A 15215-nucleotide genomic window follows, 5' to 3' on the forward strand; every position below is an offset into this window, starting at 1 on the left:
GATCAGGAAACTTCAATATGAAAATGGCGTTCATCGGGCTGGGCCAAATGGGAAAGCCCATGGCAATCAACCTGCTCCGTTCCCACCCTGGCTTGCTGGTGAATGCCTTCAGCGGTCGGGCCTATGCCGAGCTGGAAAGGCTGGGGGCGATAGCGGTGAATGATCGCCGCACCCTGGCCGACTGCGATCTGGTGTTTCTGTCACTGCCCGACGACGAGGTGGTCGATAACTTTCTGTTGGGTGCCGACGGCATCGCGAATTGGATGCGTCCCGGCAGCACCGTCGTCGATACCAGCACGATCAGTTATGCGCAAACCCTGAGCATCGACGCCAGGTTGGCTGCGCTGGGTATCCACTTTCTCGACGCGCCGGTTTCCGGAATGGCTTCGCGTGCCATCGATGGGACGCTGACCGCCATGTGCGGTGGGCGCGAGCAGGTCTTCAATGCCGTCGCCCCTTACTTGAGAACCATGGCCTCAAACACTCTCTACATGGGCGCAGCCGGTGCAGGCCAGCTGACGAAGCTCATCAATCAGCTGCTGTTCGATATCAACTGCGCCGCGATTGCCGAGATCTTGCCGATGGCCGTCAAGTTGGGGCTGGACGCGGAGAAAGTCGCCGCAATCGTGAACAGTGGAACAGGGCGTAGTTACGCCTCGGAATTTTTTGTGCCGCATATTCTGAATGGCCAGTTCAGCAGCGGATACCCGCTCAAGCATGCCTACAAGGACCTCATCAGTGGTGCCGGGTTGAGCGCGAAGATGGGCATTCCGCTACCGGTGTTATCCGCTGCCACGGCGACCTACCAGACAGCCGTGCTGCAGGGCCATGGCGACAGTGACAAGGGCGCGATGATCAAAGTGTATGAGCGGCTGCTAGGCGTGGAATTTCGCGCCACAGCGACGTCAGCCGATGGCGCCATCGCTCATCTTCAGTAACCCGGCATCTACAACAGAGAAACCATTGTGGAAAAATCATCTTCAAACTCAAACAAAATCCCGGCAACGCTTATTCCAGGTGATGGTATCGGGCCGGAAGTGGTCGAGGCGACTGTCCGTGTGCTGGACGCGCTGGGAAGCCCTTTCGAGTGGGATGTCCAGGTAGCGGGGATGGCCGGGGTGGCCGCCGTGGGTGATCCACTGCCGAGCGCCACCCTGGACAGCATCCGTGCACGCAAGCTGGTGCTCAAAGGTCCGCTGACGACGCCGGTCGGCGAAGGCTTCCGCTCATCCAATGTGCGACTGCGGGAAACGTTTGAGTTGTTCGGCAATGTCCGCCCCGCCAAGACGCTGATCCCGGGACGCTATGAAAACATCGACCTGGTCCTCATTCGGGAGAATCTGGCGGGTTTCTACGTCGCCAACGAGTATTACATCCCGATGGGTGACGATCCTCGTGCAGTCGCGGTTTCCAGTGGCGTCAACACCCGTGAAGGCAGCGAGCGCATTGCGCGGTTTGCCTTTGAATACGCGATTAAAAATGGCCGCAAAAAAATCACGGTCGTGCACAAGGCCAACATCCTCAAGAAGCTGACCGGGTTGTTCCTTGAGGCCGCGCGTGAAGTCGCCAAGGAGTACGCCGGCCGGGTCGAGATAGAGGACATGATCGTTGATGCCTGCGCCATGCAACTGGTGCTCAACCCTTGGCGCTTCGACATGTTGCTGTGCACCAATCTGTTTGGCGACATTCTCTCCGACCAATTGGCAGGCCTGGTGGGCGGCCTGGGCATGGCGCCGGGTTCCAACTTTGGCAAGGATGCCGCGATTTTCGAGGCCGTTCATGGTTCTGCACCGGATATTGCTGGCAAGGGTATCGCCAACCCGATTTCCTTGATGCTGGCAGCGGCCATGATGCTGACTCATGTGGGCCTGGAAAAACACGCCCAGCGCCTGCGCGTTGCCATCGACGACACCTTGAATATCGACAATGTGCGCACAGGGGACCTGAAAGGTCAGGCCTCCACACTCGAATTTGCCGACGCCGTCTGCCAACGACTGCGCGCCTGATAATCCGGAGATCAACGTGACAACTTTTCTTTTTGATCCAAACGCTACCGCATCAGTCTTGTTGAATGCGTGGCGCAGTGGCGAGCTGTTGAACCTGCTGCCTGCCGACGTCAAGCCGCCAACGCTTGAACAGGGTTATGACGCACAGGACGCACTGTTTGAATTGGCTGGCGGGACGCTGGCTGGCTGGAAGCTCGGCGTGGGCAGCCCCGCCGCAATGCGCGCCGCAAAATTGTCACGGCCCCTGGTCGGGCAGCTCGAAAGATCGCGCCTGCATGCAAGTGGCATTCACCTGAAGCTCCCCGCCGATACCGCGGTGACGATCGAGTGCGAAATCGCCTTTGTCCTGGACCGGGACCTGCCTCCCCTGATGGGCAGGACGGTGGTTCCTGACGATATTCGCACGACCTGCGTGACGTTCGAGGTGGTGCGCTCGCGTTTCACCGACCGCAAGACAGTCGGTTGGCCAAGCTTTGCTGCGGATAACGTTGGTTTTGAAGCGCTGGTCGTGGGCAAGTCGATTTGCGAGGGCATTGACCTGCACGCCATGCGTGAGCTGGCTGAAACGGCTGTCGTCCATCTGGACGGAGTACCCAAGGCAAAAGGTCTGTTTGGTGACACGGCGACAGACCCCCTGAGCTCGCTGGCGGCCCTCTACCAACATGCCGCCGAGCGGGGCGTGACGCTGCGTGCCGGTCAACTGGTCTCGACTGGCGCCATGTGCGAACCCTTCGACCTGAAAGGACCCGGTCACGTGTTGTCAGTCAGTTACTTCAATAAACAGCTGACGTTCTCTCTTTAAAACTCGGGACACATTGAAAAATGAAAGCTGCTGAGCTGGTTGTGCGCTGCCTGGAAAACGAAGGGGTCGAATATGTATTCGGCATCCCCGGCGAAGAAAACCTCGACTTGCTGGACTCGCTGTCTCGTTCGCCGATCAAGCTGATCCTGACGCGCCACGAGCAGCCCGCAGGCTTCATGGCCGCCACTTACGGTCGCCTTACCGGCAAGACCGGAGTGTGCCTCTCAACGCTTGGCCCAGGCGCTACCAACCTGGTGACCGCCGGCGCCTATGCCTACCTGGGCGGCATGCCGATGCTGATGATTACAGGTCAGAAGCCCATCAAAAAGTCCAAGCAGGGCCGTTTCCAGATTCTCGATGTCTGCGGGATGATGGCGCCTTTGACCAAGTACACCCATCAACTGGCCTCCGCCGATAACATTCCATCGCGTATCCGTGAAGCGATACGGCTAGCCGAAGAAGAGAAACCGGGATCGGTGCACCTGGAGCTGCCGGAAGATATCGCCGCCGAAGACACCGACAGCACGCCCGTTGCGCCAAGCCTCAGCCGCCGCCCGGTGGCCGAAGCGAAATCCATCTGTGCCGCCGTTGCCAGGTTGCAAGGTGCACGTAGCCCGGTATTGGTCATCGGCGCTGGGGCCAACCGCAAGTCGACTGCCCGAGTGCTGCTTCAACTGATTGAAAAAACCGGCATTCCGTTCGTCACAACGCAGTTGGGCAAAGGGGTCGTCGACGAACGCCATCCACGGTTTTTGGGCAATGCGGCGTTGTCGGCCAATGACTTCGTTCACCGTGCACTGGAGTCGGCGGATCTCATCGTCAACATCGGTCATGACGTCATCGAGAAGCCGCCTTTTTTCATGGTTCGCGGCGGTACCGAAGTGATCCATGTCAGTTTCCGGTCCGCCGAGGTTGATCCGGTGTATTTCCCGCAGATCGAGGTGGTCGGCGATATCGCCAATGCGATCTGGCAGATCAACGAAGCGATTGTTGCGCAGCCCACTTGGGATTTCCGACGTTTGCTGGCGATTCGCGAAGCCAACGAGGCACATGTCGCCGAAGGCGCCACTGACGAGCGTTTTCCGGTTTATCCGCAACGACTGGTTGCGGACTTGCGCCAGGTCATGCCGGCTAACGGCATCGTTGCCCTGGACAATGGTATCTACAAGATCTGGTTCGCCCGCAACTACAAGGCCTACATGCCGAACACCGTATTGCTGGATAACGCATTGGCAACCATGGGGGCCGGTTTGCCGTCGGCGATGGCGGCACGCCTGGTTTATCCCCACACCCCGATTGTGGCGGTATGCGGCGACGGTGGTTTCATGATGAACAGCCAGGAGCTTGAAACCGCCGTGCGTTTGAAGATGAATCTAGTGGTGATCATCCTGCGCGACGACGGCTACGGAATGATCCGTTGGAAGCAGGCGCAGATGGGGTTTGAGGACTTCGGCCTGGACTACACGAACCCGGACTTCGTGCTCTACGCACAAAGCTACGGTGCCTTTGGCCACCGCGTGAAAAGCGCAGGCGCTTTCGCGCCGTTGGTGCAGCACTGCCTGCAAACGCCCGGTGTGCATGTGATCGACTGCCCGGTCGACTATTCGGAAAATGACCGCATCCTGCATCGGGAAATCAAGACGCTCAGCGCAGCGATATGAAACTGTCAGTGCAGCGGTATGAAACCGTGCTTCGTTCCCCAAACGCGAGGTTTTCCCATGATCCACCGCCTGCCATCCAGTGGGGCACCTGAGCCTTAGCCTGATCCCTGCCTGCCCGCACACCATCTTCAGCTCGGCCAGATATGGCCGCTGGGGCCCTGTACGCCTAATAAAAAGAGAGAGTCCGGCCATGTTGGCAATCCTCGGTTTTTCAATGGTTATCTGCTTCATGTACCTGATCATGACGAAGCGCCTGTCGGCGCTGATTGCCTTGATCATCGTGCCTATCGTTTTCGCGGTGCTGGGAGGTCACCCTGCCGGGCTGGGCTCGATGATGCTGGACGGGATCAAGACGTTGGCCCCCACGGGGGTGATGTTGACGTTCTCGATTCTCTATTTCGGCATCATGATCGATGCCGGGCTGTTCGATTCACTGGTACGCAATATTCTCAAGTTGGTAAAAGGCGACCCGCTGAAAGTATTAGTGGGCACCGCGATACTCACCATGCTCGTGTCGCTCGATGGTGACAGTTCCACCTCGTACATGATCGCGTGCGCTGCATTTTTGCCGCTCTACCGGCGCCTTGGCATGGACGTTCTCGGTCTCACTTGCCTGCTGAGCATTGCCACCGGAATCATGAATATCTCACCGTGGGGCGGCCCCACGGCCCGTGCCGCTGCCGCGCTGCACGTGGATGCGCTGGATATATTTCTGCCGATGATTCCCGCCATGCTGATTGCCGCTGCGATGCTGGTGTTCACCGCCATCGTGCTGGGTCGCCGCGAGCGTGCTCGACTGGGCGTGATACAGCTGGAAGACTTTCATAACGGCTCGCTGGCCTTGGGGCATGGTTCGGCAGAAGAGTGTGAAAATCTGCGACGCCCCAAAATGTTCTGGCCCAATTTGATCGTTACCTTGGTATTGATTGCCTGCCTCGTCGTCGATGCAATGCCTATTCAGATATTGTTCATGGTGGGGTTCGCGATCGCGACAGTGGTCAACTACCCAAGCATTGAGCAACAACGGGAGCGGATTGCTGCCCACGCATCAAACGTATTGGCAGTGACGGCGCTGATATTCGCGGCGGGTATATTTACCGGCATTCTTTCCGGGACTGGCATGGTAGACGCCATGGCCAAAAGCCTGCTGGGTGTCATCCCCGACAGTTTCGGTCCGTTCCTTGCGGCGTTCACTGCACTGGTCAGCATGCCTTTGACGTTCTTCATGTCTAACGATGCCTTTTACTTCGGCATCCTGCCTGTAATCGCCCACACCGCTGCTCAATATGGCATCAGCCCCCTGGAGATCGCTCGTGCCTCCATCGTGGGTCAACCTGTGCACTTGCTCAGCCCTTTGGTGCCGGCGTTGTATCTACTGATTTCCCTGGCGAAGGTCGATCTGGGTGACCACCAGCGCTTTGCCCTGAAGTGGGCAATCCTTTCCAGTTTGAGCCTGTTGGCGGGCGGGCTGCTATTCGGGGCATTTCCACTTTACCAACTCACTTAGATGCTACGCGCTACAGGGCTGTCTCGCTCGCCAGGGGTAATTCGACACCCAAATGCACAGCCCCGAATGCCCACGGTTTGAACCTATCCAATGCTCGCTGCACCGCAGCCAGGAGTTTTCAGTTGATTGAGTTCTTGAGCCAGCCAGGTACCTGGCTGGCGATCGCGCAAGTTGTCGCCATTGACATCATGTTGGGGGCCGACAATGCCGTGGTCATCGCCTTGGCGTGTCGAAATCTTCCCCTGCACCTTAGACGCAAGGCGATTTTTTTCGGCGTGGCGGGTGCCATTATGCTGCGCATACTCATGCTCTTCTTTGCTATGCAGTTGCTGTCACTGCCCGGCCTGAAAATCGTCGGGGCGATTTTGCTGGTAGGCGTGGGTATCAAATTGATGCAGGCAGAAGACGACAACCACGGCGCCGTCAAGGCGACAACCCTGCTACTGGGCGCGATAAAAACGATTGTCATCGCCGACGCCATTATGTCGCTGGACAACGTCCTGGCCTTGGCGGGCGCCGCAGGCGGAGATAGGTGGGTGGTCTCCCTGGGCGTGTTGATCAGCATCCCCATCATCGTAGGGGGCAGCAAGGGTTTGCTCGCCCTGATCGACCGGTTCCCGCAGGTGGTCATATTCGGCGCCGGGCTGCTCGGGTGGATAGCTGGCGCAATGGCAAGTTCGGACATCCTCGTGCAGTCCAGCATAACTGTCGATAAAACCCTGCACTACGTTGCGTCAAGTTCCGGGGCGGCGCTGGTTATTTGCGCGGGCTATTGCTACGCCAGGATCAAGTCGAAACCTGAAAGAGAGGACGCGTCCCTCTAACACAACTGATACATGCAGACAGAACCCATAACCTGGAGGCTTTGTGAATAACAACTCGTCTACCGATCACCGCGTTAACAGTTTGCTCGGGCGTCGACTGCCCGCAACTGCGTTGCCCTCTACAACGGGCGTAGATGTCGACTTGTCGAGTCTTGCAGGGTGGTGTGTGCTCTTTATTTACCCACGCACCGGAAACCCGAACGAACCTGCACCTGAGGGGTTGTCCGATGTTCCCGGCGCCAGAGGTTGTACCCCTCAGGCCTGTGGGTTTAGAGACACACGCAATCAACTGGCAGAGTCAGGCATCTTGTCTGTGTTTGGGCTTTCGACTCAGGCGAGTACGTACCAGCAAGAGTTCGTAGAGCGCATGAGCCTTAACTACCCCTTACTCTCAGACCCCAACTGCACGTTGGCATCCAGCCTGGGGCTGAAAACCTTTGATGTGGAAGGACAAACGTTTTATGCCCGAACAACGCTGATCACTCAGGAGGGGCGTGTCGTAAAAGTATTTGAAGACATTCAGGATCCCGGCGCCAATGCAAGCGAGGTGCTTGTGTGGATTGTCGAAAACAAGCTGACTGAAGCATGACAAGCGCGCTCTGAGGTGCGTGGACGAAAACCGCTTCTTGCGGACACTTGAAATGAAAAGCCCATCATTCGATGGGCTTTTTTTTGCGTTGATACACAGTGGTTACTTGAAAAGCTGCCAATGAGAATGGATTTCAATTGTTAATGATTTGGCCTATCATGCCCGCCAAAATAACTGGCTGATATGCCGCCCCATCTGGCTCTTTCACTAGGTTCATCCTCCATGCGTCGTACCCTGCTTTCCGTGTGTGTGCTTCAGGCGTTTTCCCCCTTGAGCTGGGCGGAGGTCGAACCAGTTGAAAAAGCCGCCATCGAGCTGCAAGCCACCAGCGTCACTGGCACTGCCGACTATGAAACCGCCCAGGGTCCCGTGCAGGGCTATCACGCCACCCGTTCAGCCAGTGCGACGCGCACCGACACCTCGATCCATGAAACCCCGCAGTCCATCAGCGTAGTGTCCAAGGCGGTGGTCGAAGACATCGGCGCCACTCGCCTGCAGGACGCGCTGGACTATGCCGGCGGTGTCGGCCGCGCCAACAACTTCGGCGGGCAGGGTCTCACTACCTTCACCGTGCGCGGCTTTACCACCGGCGAGTTCTACCGCAACGGTTTCCCGATCAACCGTGGCTACCCGAACATGCCGGATGCCAACACCATCGAACGCCTGGAAGTGCTGCGCGGCCCAGCGACCATGCTCTATGGCCGTGGTGATCCCGGCGGCACCTTCAACGTGGTGACCAAGCAACCGTTGGCCGAACGCACGGTCACCCTCGGCAGCCAATTGAATGACCAGGGCATGAAGCGCGGCACCCTGGACGCCTCCGGCCCGTTGGACGAAGAGGGCCGCCTGGCCTATCGCCTGAACGTGGTGGGCGAGGGCGGCGACACCTTCCGCGACCATGTGGAAACCGAACGCTACGGCATCACCCCGGTGCTTACCTGGCAGGCCAGCGACGACACCAAGGTGATCTTCGAAGGCGACTTCATGCGCAACAACCACCCGCTGGACCGGGGGCTGACACGCTTTGCTACTCAGAAAGGCACGGCTTCCCGCGATACCTTCTGGGGCGATAAAGACGTCGGCAAGCTGCATAACGACAACAGCATGGCCCAGTTGCGTTTCGAGCATCTGCTCAATGACAACTGGACCCTGGGCGGTGGTTTCCAGTGGTTGGACGGCACCTTGCAGGGCAACGCCATCGAGGCCAACAGCCTGGCTGCGGACGGCCACACGCTCAACCGCAACTTCAACTACCGCAAGCTGGAATGGACCGACAAGGACACCCAGCTCAACCTCACCGGGCATTTTTCCACGGGTGGTTTTGATCACACCTTGCTGACTGGCGTCGAGTTTGAGGATTACGACTACAAGTCGATCATCCAGCGTTCGTCCGCCGCCTACACCAGCGATATCTTCAACCCGGTCTACGGCAAGCCGCGCCCGGCGCTTACCAGCACGCCGACTCATGACAAGGAAAACCTCAAGACCTACGCCGCGTTCGTCCAGGACCAGGTGGCCCTCACCGAACGCTTGAAGGTGCTGGCGGGTGCGCGCTTCGAACGCTTCGAGCACCAGTACGAGACCTACGTGAAGGGCGGGCAAAGCTGGGAGGCCAGCGACAACGCGGTCACGCCCCGTGTCGGCGTGACCTATGACCTGACTGAGACCCTGGCGGTCTACGCCGACGCCGCGCGTTCCTTCAAGCCGAACACCGGCGCCAGTCGCGACGGTGCCGGTTTCGAGCCGGAAAAGGGCAAGTCCTATGAAATGGGGATCAAATGGGAAGGGCTGGACCGTCAGTTGAGTGTGGACGCAGCGATCTACCAGATCGACAAGAAGAACGTGTTGACCACCGATCCTGAAGACTCCAACTACAAAGTCGCAGCGGGTCAAGTGCGCAGCCGCGGCTTCGACCTCAACGTCGCCGGCAACCTCACCCCTGAATGGCGCGTGATCGGCGGCTACGCCTATGTCGACGCCGAAGTCACCAAAGACAACACCATCCGCGTCGGTTCACACCTGGCCAACATCCCGCGTAACAGCTTCAGCCTGCTCAACGTCTACGAATTCCAGGACGGTCGCCTCAAGGGGCTCGGGCTGGGCGCGGGCGCCAAATACGTCGATGAACGTGTCGGCCAGACCTCCAACACCGCCTTCTCCATGGACGCCTACACCGTGGTAGACCTGCTGGGCTACTACAAGGTCAATGACAAGGTGCGCCTGAACCTGGATGTGAAGAACCTGTTCAACCGCGATTTTGAGGAAGGCGCGTTCGGCAACTTCTACGCCTACCCAGGCGCGCCACGCACGGTGCAGGTGGGCATCGCCTACACCCTGTAAAACCGGGGCGGTGTGCAATCCCTCTGGGTGATTGCACACCGTATTCCTCAGCCCTCGAACACTGGGTGCGACGACCTTTCAATCGCCACCATGGCATCGGCCTGGCTCATCAACCCCGACTCTTCCAGAATCGACAACAGCGAGCGCCCTTGCGCCACCGATTGGCGTGCCAGCTTGCTCACACGGGCGTAGCCTAGCTGCGGAACCAGCGCGGTGGCCACGGCCATTGATTGAGCCAGGTGTTGTTCGTTACGTTCGGCATCGGCGGTTATCCCACTGATGCACTTCTCGCGAAACCGTTGGATGCCTTGGGTCAGCAGCGCAATGCTGTCGAACACGCGGGACGCCACCAGCGGCTCGAAGTGGTTGATCTCCAACTGACCGGCCTGGACCGCCTGCGCCACCGCCACATCATTGCCGATGACGGCGAAGCTCAACTGGATCATCGCCATGGGCAACACCGGGTTGACCTTGCCTGGCATGATCGACGAGCCGGCCTGGGCTTCGGGCAGCTTCAATTCGCCGATCCCACCGACCGGCCCGGAGGACAGCAAGGTCAGGTCAGAGGCGATCTTGGCCAGGGACGCGGAACCGGTGCGCAACTCAGCCGAAACTCGACAAAACACATCCATGTTCTGCATCGCATCGAAGGCGTTCGAGGGGGCCTGGTACTCGATGCCAGTGACCTGTACCAAGTGCTGATACACCGCGGCGCGATAAGCGGGCGGCGCACCAAACCCGGTGCCGATCGCTGTGCCGCCCAGCGGCAGGGTGCGCAGTGTGTCGCGCACGCCAGCCAGCGCGGTCGCCAGGCGATGGGTGAGGGCAGCGTACCCGGAAAACAGCTGGCCCAGGCGCATCGGCTGGGCATCCTGCAGGCAGGTGCGGCCCAGGTGCAGAATATCGGCAAACTGCACGGCTTTCTGGTCGAAGCGCGTAGCCAGTTGTTCCACTTCATCGATCAATGGCCCGAGCATCGCATGTGTCGCGATCTTCAATGCCGCCGGGTACACATCATTGGTCGACTGCGAGGCATTCACATGGTCATTGGGGTGCACCACGTCATACGAACCCGCCGCGTGGCCCATCAATTGCTGGGCGCGGTTGGCGATGACCTCGTTGAAGTTCATGTTGGTGGACGTGCCGCCGGAGCCTTCCAGCAGGTCAACGATCAGCGAGTCGTCGCACCGGCCGGCGATCACCTCGGCGCAGGCTTGCACGATGGCGTCGCACTGGGGCTGGGCAAGTACGCCGCAGGCGCGGTTGGCCAGTGCGGCCGCCCACTTGCACTGGGCAAAGGCATCGCGGAAGGCCGGGTAATAAGCGATGGTCAGCGGTGATACGCTGAGGTTGTCGAACCCGCGCACCGAGTTCACCCCGTACAGCTTGTCTGCCGGAATCTGTACGTCGCCGACGTAATCGGTTTCCAGCCGTGTAGCAACAGCATCAAAAATACTCACGAGCATCACCCTCATCAAATTGGATTAACGCCTCCACCCCTTTGTCCAGGGCCGTGAGCCTGGGCAGGAAGGAGTGGCGGATCACATCACGCGCCGCTTCGCACGCATCGGCGAAAAAGGCGCTGTATTCATTGCGTCGTGCTACCAGGTAAAGCGAGCGTTCCAGTTGCAGGTCCGGTGTGAGGTGCGCGGTCACGTTGTCGACCCAGGCACTGGCCTGCAAAAAACACATGGGGCTGGTAACGGCCCAACCGATGCCTTCGGCGACCATCGACGTCAGTGCATCGGCGTTATCCAGCTCCAGGCGGTTGGGCACTCGTACGTTCAGGCTGCGCAGATGACGCTCGATCTGCAGCCCCACCTGGGACATCCGGTTGAAGCGCACCACCGGCAGCACATTGGCCAGCGCGCGTACGTCCTCGACCGTGTGGATATCGCAGCGCGCTTGCCTGGGCGTGATAACAAAGTACTTTTCTGAAAACAGCCGATAGCGGATCACGTCATTGGCGTCCATCAACGGGTCGCTGGTGACGATCAGGTCCAGGTCGCGCCGCAACAGGGATTCACCTTGTTGCGGGCTGAGCCCTGTGCGAATGGACAACTGCGCGACCTTGCCGAGCAATTGCCGGGTGAACACCGACCCGCAGGTGGCGGCGAAGGAGTCCACCAGGCCGATGCGCAGGTCGGGGTTCACACCGCGCCCGGCGTCGATCACCTGAGCCTTGAGGTGGGACAGTTCCTCGCTCAACACCGAACCCCGGTTGCGCAAGGCAACCCCGAATGCGGTGAGGGCCATGGGCCGGGTGGTGCGGTCCACCAGCACCACCCCCAGTTCCTCCTCCAACTGACGCACCATCTGTGACACGCCGGACTGGGAAATACCCATGCGCGCGGCGGCCCCGGACATGCTGCCTTCCTCGGCAACCGCGATGAACACCTGGACTGCATACATGTCGATCAGCCTGTTCGCAGACATCCTCAACCTCACTTGATGGTGTTATTCAATGGCAACCTTGGCGTCCGTCCGAAGAGGATCGGGCGTGACCCCCGACAAGTCTTCCTTGCTGGTTTCTGGCGCAAACACGTGGCAGAACACGCCGCCGAAGACCAGCACGCCAACGCATACGCCCAACGCCGCATGGACCCCCACGTGCTGCACCGCGACTGGCAGCAGGAACGTCGCCACCGCCGAGCCGAACCGGCTGGCCGCCACGGCCAGGCCGATCCCCGAGGCACGCAGATGGGTGGGGAACAATTCGGGTGGGTAGACGAACTCCAGGTTGACCGCCGCCGCCATCACACAGGCAAAAATGCCGAAGGCGAGGATGGTGCCCAGGGGGCCGAAACCGGCGTAGGCCAATACTGCCAGGCCCGCAGCACTCAAGTAGAAGGTGCCGACCAGGAATACGCGCCGGGACAGCCGATCAATGACCAGCAGACCGAGCAGTGCGCCGAGCAATAGCAACACGTTGTAGACCAGGCCACCGGCAAACTTGTCCTGCACGTTCAGGGCTTCCAGGACTTTGGGTGCGAATGTGCCGAGGGCGAAGAACGGAATCACCTGGCAGGTGTAGAACACGCAACCCACCAGCGTATTTTTGCGCCAGCGCGGGCTGAACAGTTCTGCCCAGCTGCCACGCTGCTTGTGCCCATTGGCCGGGGCCACGGGTGCTGGCAGGAACACATGCGGGCCGAACTTGCTGCGCACAATGGCCATGGCTTCCTGGCTACGCCCGCGAGCCATCAACCAGATCGGCGATTCCGGCACGCCCATGCGCAAGGGCAGAATCAACAGGGCTGGGACGCCGCTGAGGGCCAGCATCACGCGCCAGGCATCTGGGCCGATATCGCGGATGGCAAAGCCCACCAGATACGCCGCCACATAGCCCGCCGCCCAAGCTGCCGCTAGCACACTGAGCAGGCGTCCCCGATAGCGGCGCGGGGCAAATTCGGTCACCAGCGACTTGCTCACGACATAGTCGAAGCCCAGCACCAGCCCCAGCAGCAAACGCAGCGCCAACAATTGTTCGGGCGAGGTGACAAAGAACTGCGACGCAGAGATGACGGCGAACAACAGCATGTCCCAGGCGAAGATTGCCCGCCGGCCGAACTTGTCCGCGATAGGGCCGGCCAACAGGCTGCCAAGGAACAGTCCCGCCAAGGACGCGGCGCCCAGCAAGCCCATCCACAATGCCGTCAACTGTAACGGGCCGGCCGCCATGCTGACGGCGATCCCGATAATGCCCAGTACGAAACCATCACTGAACTGGCCACCCGTGCCGCTGAATACCGTGCGGATATGGAAGCGGCTCAGCGGAAGGTCTTCGAACGCTACTTGACCACTCATTCGTCTCTCCACTTGCGTTTTTATAGTTGTGGGAACCGGTGCATCGGCACCGGCTGAGAGCGAGTCTAGGGCGACAGCTTCACGAAATCAGCAGGTGCCCTGTGAGTATCAAGATAGCTGATACTGAGAGCCGCTTTTCTTGAACAGGGCACAAACGTGAAAGATATGAGCGAGTACGCGCAACTGACTCACGAGCTTGAGTCGCCGCAAAGTAGGACCCACATCACAGCTGCGACAGATGGCGGCCAATAAGCATTTACGTCCACCCCCAATCGATGAGAAAAGCACGTCCATTCCCTCGGATATGGACATCGCATGCCTCGTTCAACCCTCATCGTTCGTGTGTTCGTCGCGCTGCTGGCCAGTCTTGCGCTCGGGTATATCTGGATCATCGTCAGCGCCAAGCTGGAAATCGGCGGTGCCAGCCCGAATCAACAACGGCTGGGCACACTGCCGGGCGTGCGGCCACACGCGGTCAGCCAGGATTGCACCGGAGTGAAGGTGACCGCCCAGGGCACGTGGCTGGTGGGGCGGGTGACGAATGAATATGAACAGCTGGAACCCTCAAGCGAGCGGGTGGACTTGAATGGCTTGCTCGACGGCGAACTGCGTTCGGAGCCGGAGACCACCGTGGTTGCGCGTCTGGGGGCTGACGGGGTGTTCAAGCAGGTCGCCCAGGTCAGCGGCTCGGCCTGCCTGGTGGCGAGTGCGGAGGGCGCGCGCGTGTTTCTGCTGAGTTCGCTCTATCGACCCAACGATGCGGGGGGCCAGAACGCGGTGTTCCGCAGTGATGACCAGGGCAAGACCTGGCGCTGGGTGGCCGACGGGTTTTTCCCCGAGGTGAGCGGTGTGGCCACCCTGGTTTCGCCGTACTTCTATAATCAGGACGAGGTCTGGGCCTCGCGTTGGGCCGATGACGTCGAGCCGCAGGCCGGGGTGTACTACTCCGCCGACGGTGGCGCCCACAGCACGCCGATCACGGTGCCGCAACCGCTGGCGGTGACCCAAGACTACGCCCACAGCCTGCGCCCGGATATCCAGGAGTGGCGTGACTCAACTGAACAACTGACCCACGTATTGCAACAGGATGCGCAGCACGCGGTGATCTGGGTGTCGCAACGCTTCTGGGGCAGCCATCCCGATGGCAAGAGCGACAACCTGGCGATCGGTGTCACCACTCGCGTGCAGTTGAAGCGCACGGCCGGCACGTGGCAAGTCGAGGATATTCAGCGGGAAAACGGCCTGTACATCAGCGAGCTTGCGGACAACGGCGCCGGGCGCGTGATCGGCCTGATCGACCAGGGGCCCCATGGGCGCGCGGTGGTCGCCGAATTGAACACCGCGACGCTGGCCTGGAAAACGGTGGGCGACTTGCCCAGTGTGTTCTCGCCCTTGAGTGCCGATACCCAGGCGCGTGGGCTATGGGTAGGGCGCAACAGCCTGGTGGTCAATACCTACAGCGATCATAAGCCGCCGCGTTGGCTGTACTGGTGGAGCGAGGCGAGTATCTCCGCCGATGCGGTGTTCTATTCGACGGACTGGGGCCATTCCTGGAAGCGTCTGTCGCTGGACGGGTACATGGGCGTGCGCGGGTTTGACGGTGCCAGTGATCGGGTGTTCTGGAGCAAACAGAATTACGCCGACGACACCCTCATTCAAGCCTATGGCCTGCGCTGAAT

At 59.9% G+C, this 15215-nt stretch carries 12 protein-coding genes; 9 read left to right on the plus strand and 3 right to left on the minus strand.

Features of this window, described 5'->3' with window-relative positions:
• Positions 1 to 17: 17 nt before the first annotated feature.
• The 8 genes from M2497_RS12425 to M2497_RS12460 all read left to right on the plus strand — a co-directional run bounded on the left by M2497_RS12425 (position 18) and on the right by M2497_RS12460 (position 9729).
• Entirely contained in the window at positions 18 to 938 is a 921-nt protein-coding gene (locus M2497_RS12425) for an NAD(P)-dependent oxidoreductase (RefSeq protein ID WP_248487758.1), read from the plus strand.
• Between the two features lie 27 nt (positions 939 to 965).
• Entirely contained in the window at positions 966 to 2006 is a 1041-nt protein-coding gene (locus M2497_RS12430; protein WP_282579048.1) for an isocitrate/isopropylmalate family dehydrogenase, read from the plus strand.
• A 16-nt stretch (positions 2007 to 2022) separates the two neighbouring features.
• On the plus strand, positions 2023 to 2808 hold the full coding sequence (locus tag M2497_RS12435) for a fumarylacetoacetate hydrolase family protein (RefSeq protein WP_248487760.1): 786 nt from the start codon (positions 2023 to 2025) through the stop codon (positions 2806 to 2808).
• Between the two features lie 20 nt (positions 2809 to 2828).
• Positions 2829 to 4469 (plus strand): acetolactate synthase large subunit, encoded by a 1641-nt coding sequence (locus M2497_RS12440; protein ID WP_248487761.1) that lies wholly within the window; start codon positions 2829 to 2831, stop codon positions 4467 to 4469.
• 190 nt (positions 4470 to 4659) lie between these two features.
• A complete protein-coding gene (locus M2497_RS12445; protein WP_248487762.1) occupies positions 4660 to 5976 on the plus strand; it encodes a CitMHS family transporter in 1317 nt (438 codons plus the stop codon).
• 122 nt (positions 5977 to 6098) lie between these two features.
• Positions 6099 to 6800, plus strand: coding sequence for a TerC family protein (locus tag M2497_RS12450; protein WP_248487763.1), 702 nt, complete (start codon positions 6099 to 6101; stop codon positions 6798 to 6800).
• Positions 6801 to 6843: 43 nt separating this feature from the next.
• A complete protein-coding gene (locus M2497_RS12455; RefSeq protein WP_248487764.1) occupies positions 6844 to 7389 on the plus strand; it encodes a peroxiredoxin in 546 nt (181 codons plus the stop codon).
• A 222-nt stretch (positions 7390 to 7611) separates the two neighbouring features.
• Complete coding sequence (locus M2497_RS12460; RefSeq protein ID WP_248487765.1) at positions 7612 to 9729, plus strand: TonB-dependent siderophore receptor; 2118 nt, start codon at positions 7612 to 7614, stop codon at positions 9727 to 9729.
• 47 nt (positions 9730 to 9776) lie between these two features.
• Here the strand turns inward: M2497_RS12460 and M2497_RS12465 are convergent, their stop codons facing one another.
• From M2497_RS12465 to M2497_RS12475, 3 genes are read right to left on the minus strand one after another with little or no spacing between them, the layout of a single operon-like run.
• Positions 9777 to 11189 carry an aspartate ammonia-lyase gene (locus M2497_RS12465; RefSeq protein ID WP_248487766.1) on the minus strand — a complete coding sequence of 471 codons (1413 nt, stop codon included), beginning with the start codon at positions 11187 to 11189 and terminating at the stop codon, positions 9777 to 9779.
• Entirely contained in the window at positions 11176 to 12165 is a 990-nt protein-coding gene (locus tag M2497_RS12470) for a LysR family transcriptional regulator (protein ID WP_248487767.1), read from the minus strand. Before M2497_RS12470 ends, M2497_RS12465 begins: the two co-directional genes overlap by 14 nt.
• A gap of 21 nt (positions 12166 to 12186) precedes the next feature.
• A complete protein-coding gene (locus tag M2497_RS12475; protein ID WP_248487768.1) occupies positions 12187 to 13536 on the minus strand; it encodes an MFS transporter in 1350 nt (449 codons plus the stop codon).
• A gap of 315 nt (positions 13537 to 13851) precedes the next feature.
• Between M2497_RS12475 and M2497_RS12480 the strand changes: the two genes are divergently transcribed.
• Entirely contained in the window at positions 13852 to 15213 is a 1362-nt protein-coding gene (locus M2497_RS12480) for a hypothetical protein (protein WP_248487769.1), read from the plus strand.
• Positions 15214 to 15215: the final 2 nt, after the last annotated feature.

The organism is Pseudomonas sp. CYM-20-01 (assembly GCF_023169845.1).
Classification (GTDB): Bacteria; Pseudomonadota; Gammaproteobacteria; order Pseudomonadales; family Pseudomonadaceae; genus Aquipseudomonas; species Aquipseudomonas azotoformans.

Excerpts from the sequence above, each read along its gene's own strand:
- M2497_RS12480 (WP_248487769.1), top strand. The coding sequence starts at position 13,852 with ATGCCTCGTTCAACCCTCATCGTTCGTGTGTTCGTCGCGCTGCTGGCC.
- M2497_RS12470 (WP_248487767.1), bottom strand. The coding sequence starts at position 12,165 with ATGTCTGCGAACAGGCTGATCGACATGTATGCAGTCCAGGTGTTCATC.
- M2497_RS12440 (WP_248487761.1), top strand. The coding sequence starts at position 2,829 with ATGAAAGCTGCTGAGCTGGTTGTGCGCTGCCTGGAAAACGAAGGGGTC.
- M2497_RS12445 (WP_248487762.1), top strand. The coding sequence starts at position 4,660 with ATGTTGGCAATCCTCGGTTTTTCAATGGTTATCTGCTTCATGTACCTG.
- M2497_RS12460 (WP_248487765.1), top strand. The coding sequence starts at position 7,612 with ATGCGTCGTACCCTGCTTTCCGTGTGTGTGCTTCAGGCGTTTTCCCCC.
- M2497_RS12475 (WP_248487768.1), bottom strand. The coding sequence starts at position 13,536 with ATGAGTGGTCAAGTAGCGTTCGAAGACCTTCCGCTGAGCCGCTTCCAT.
- M2497_RS12425 (WP_248487758.1), top strand. The coding sequence starts at position 18 with ATGAAAATGGCGTTCATCGGGCTGGGCCAAATGGGAAAGCCCATGGCA.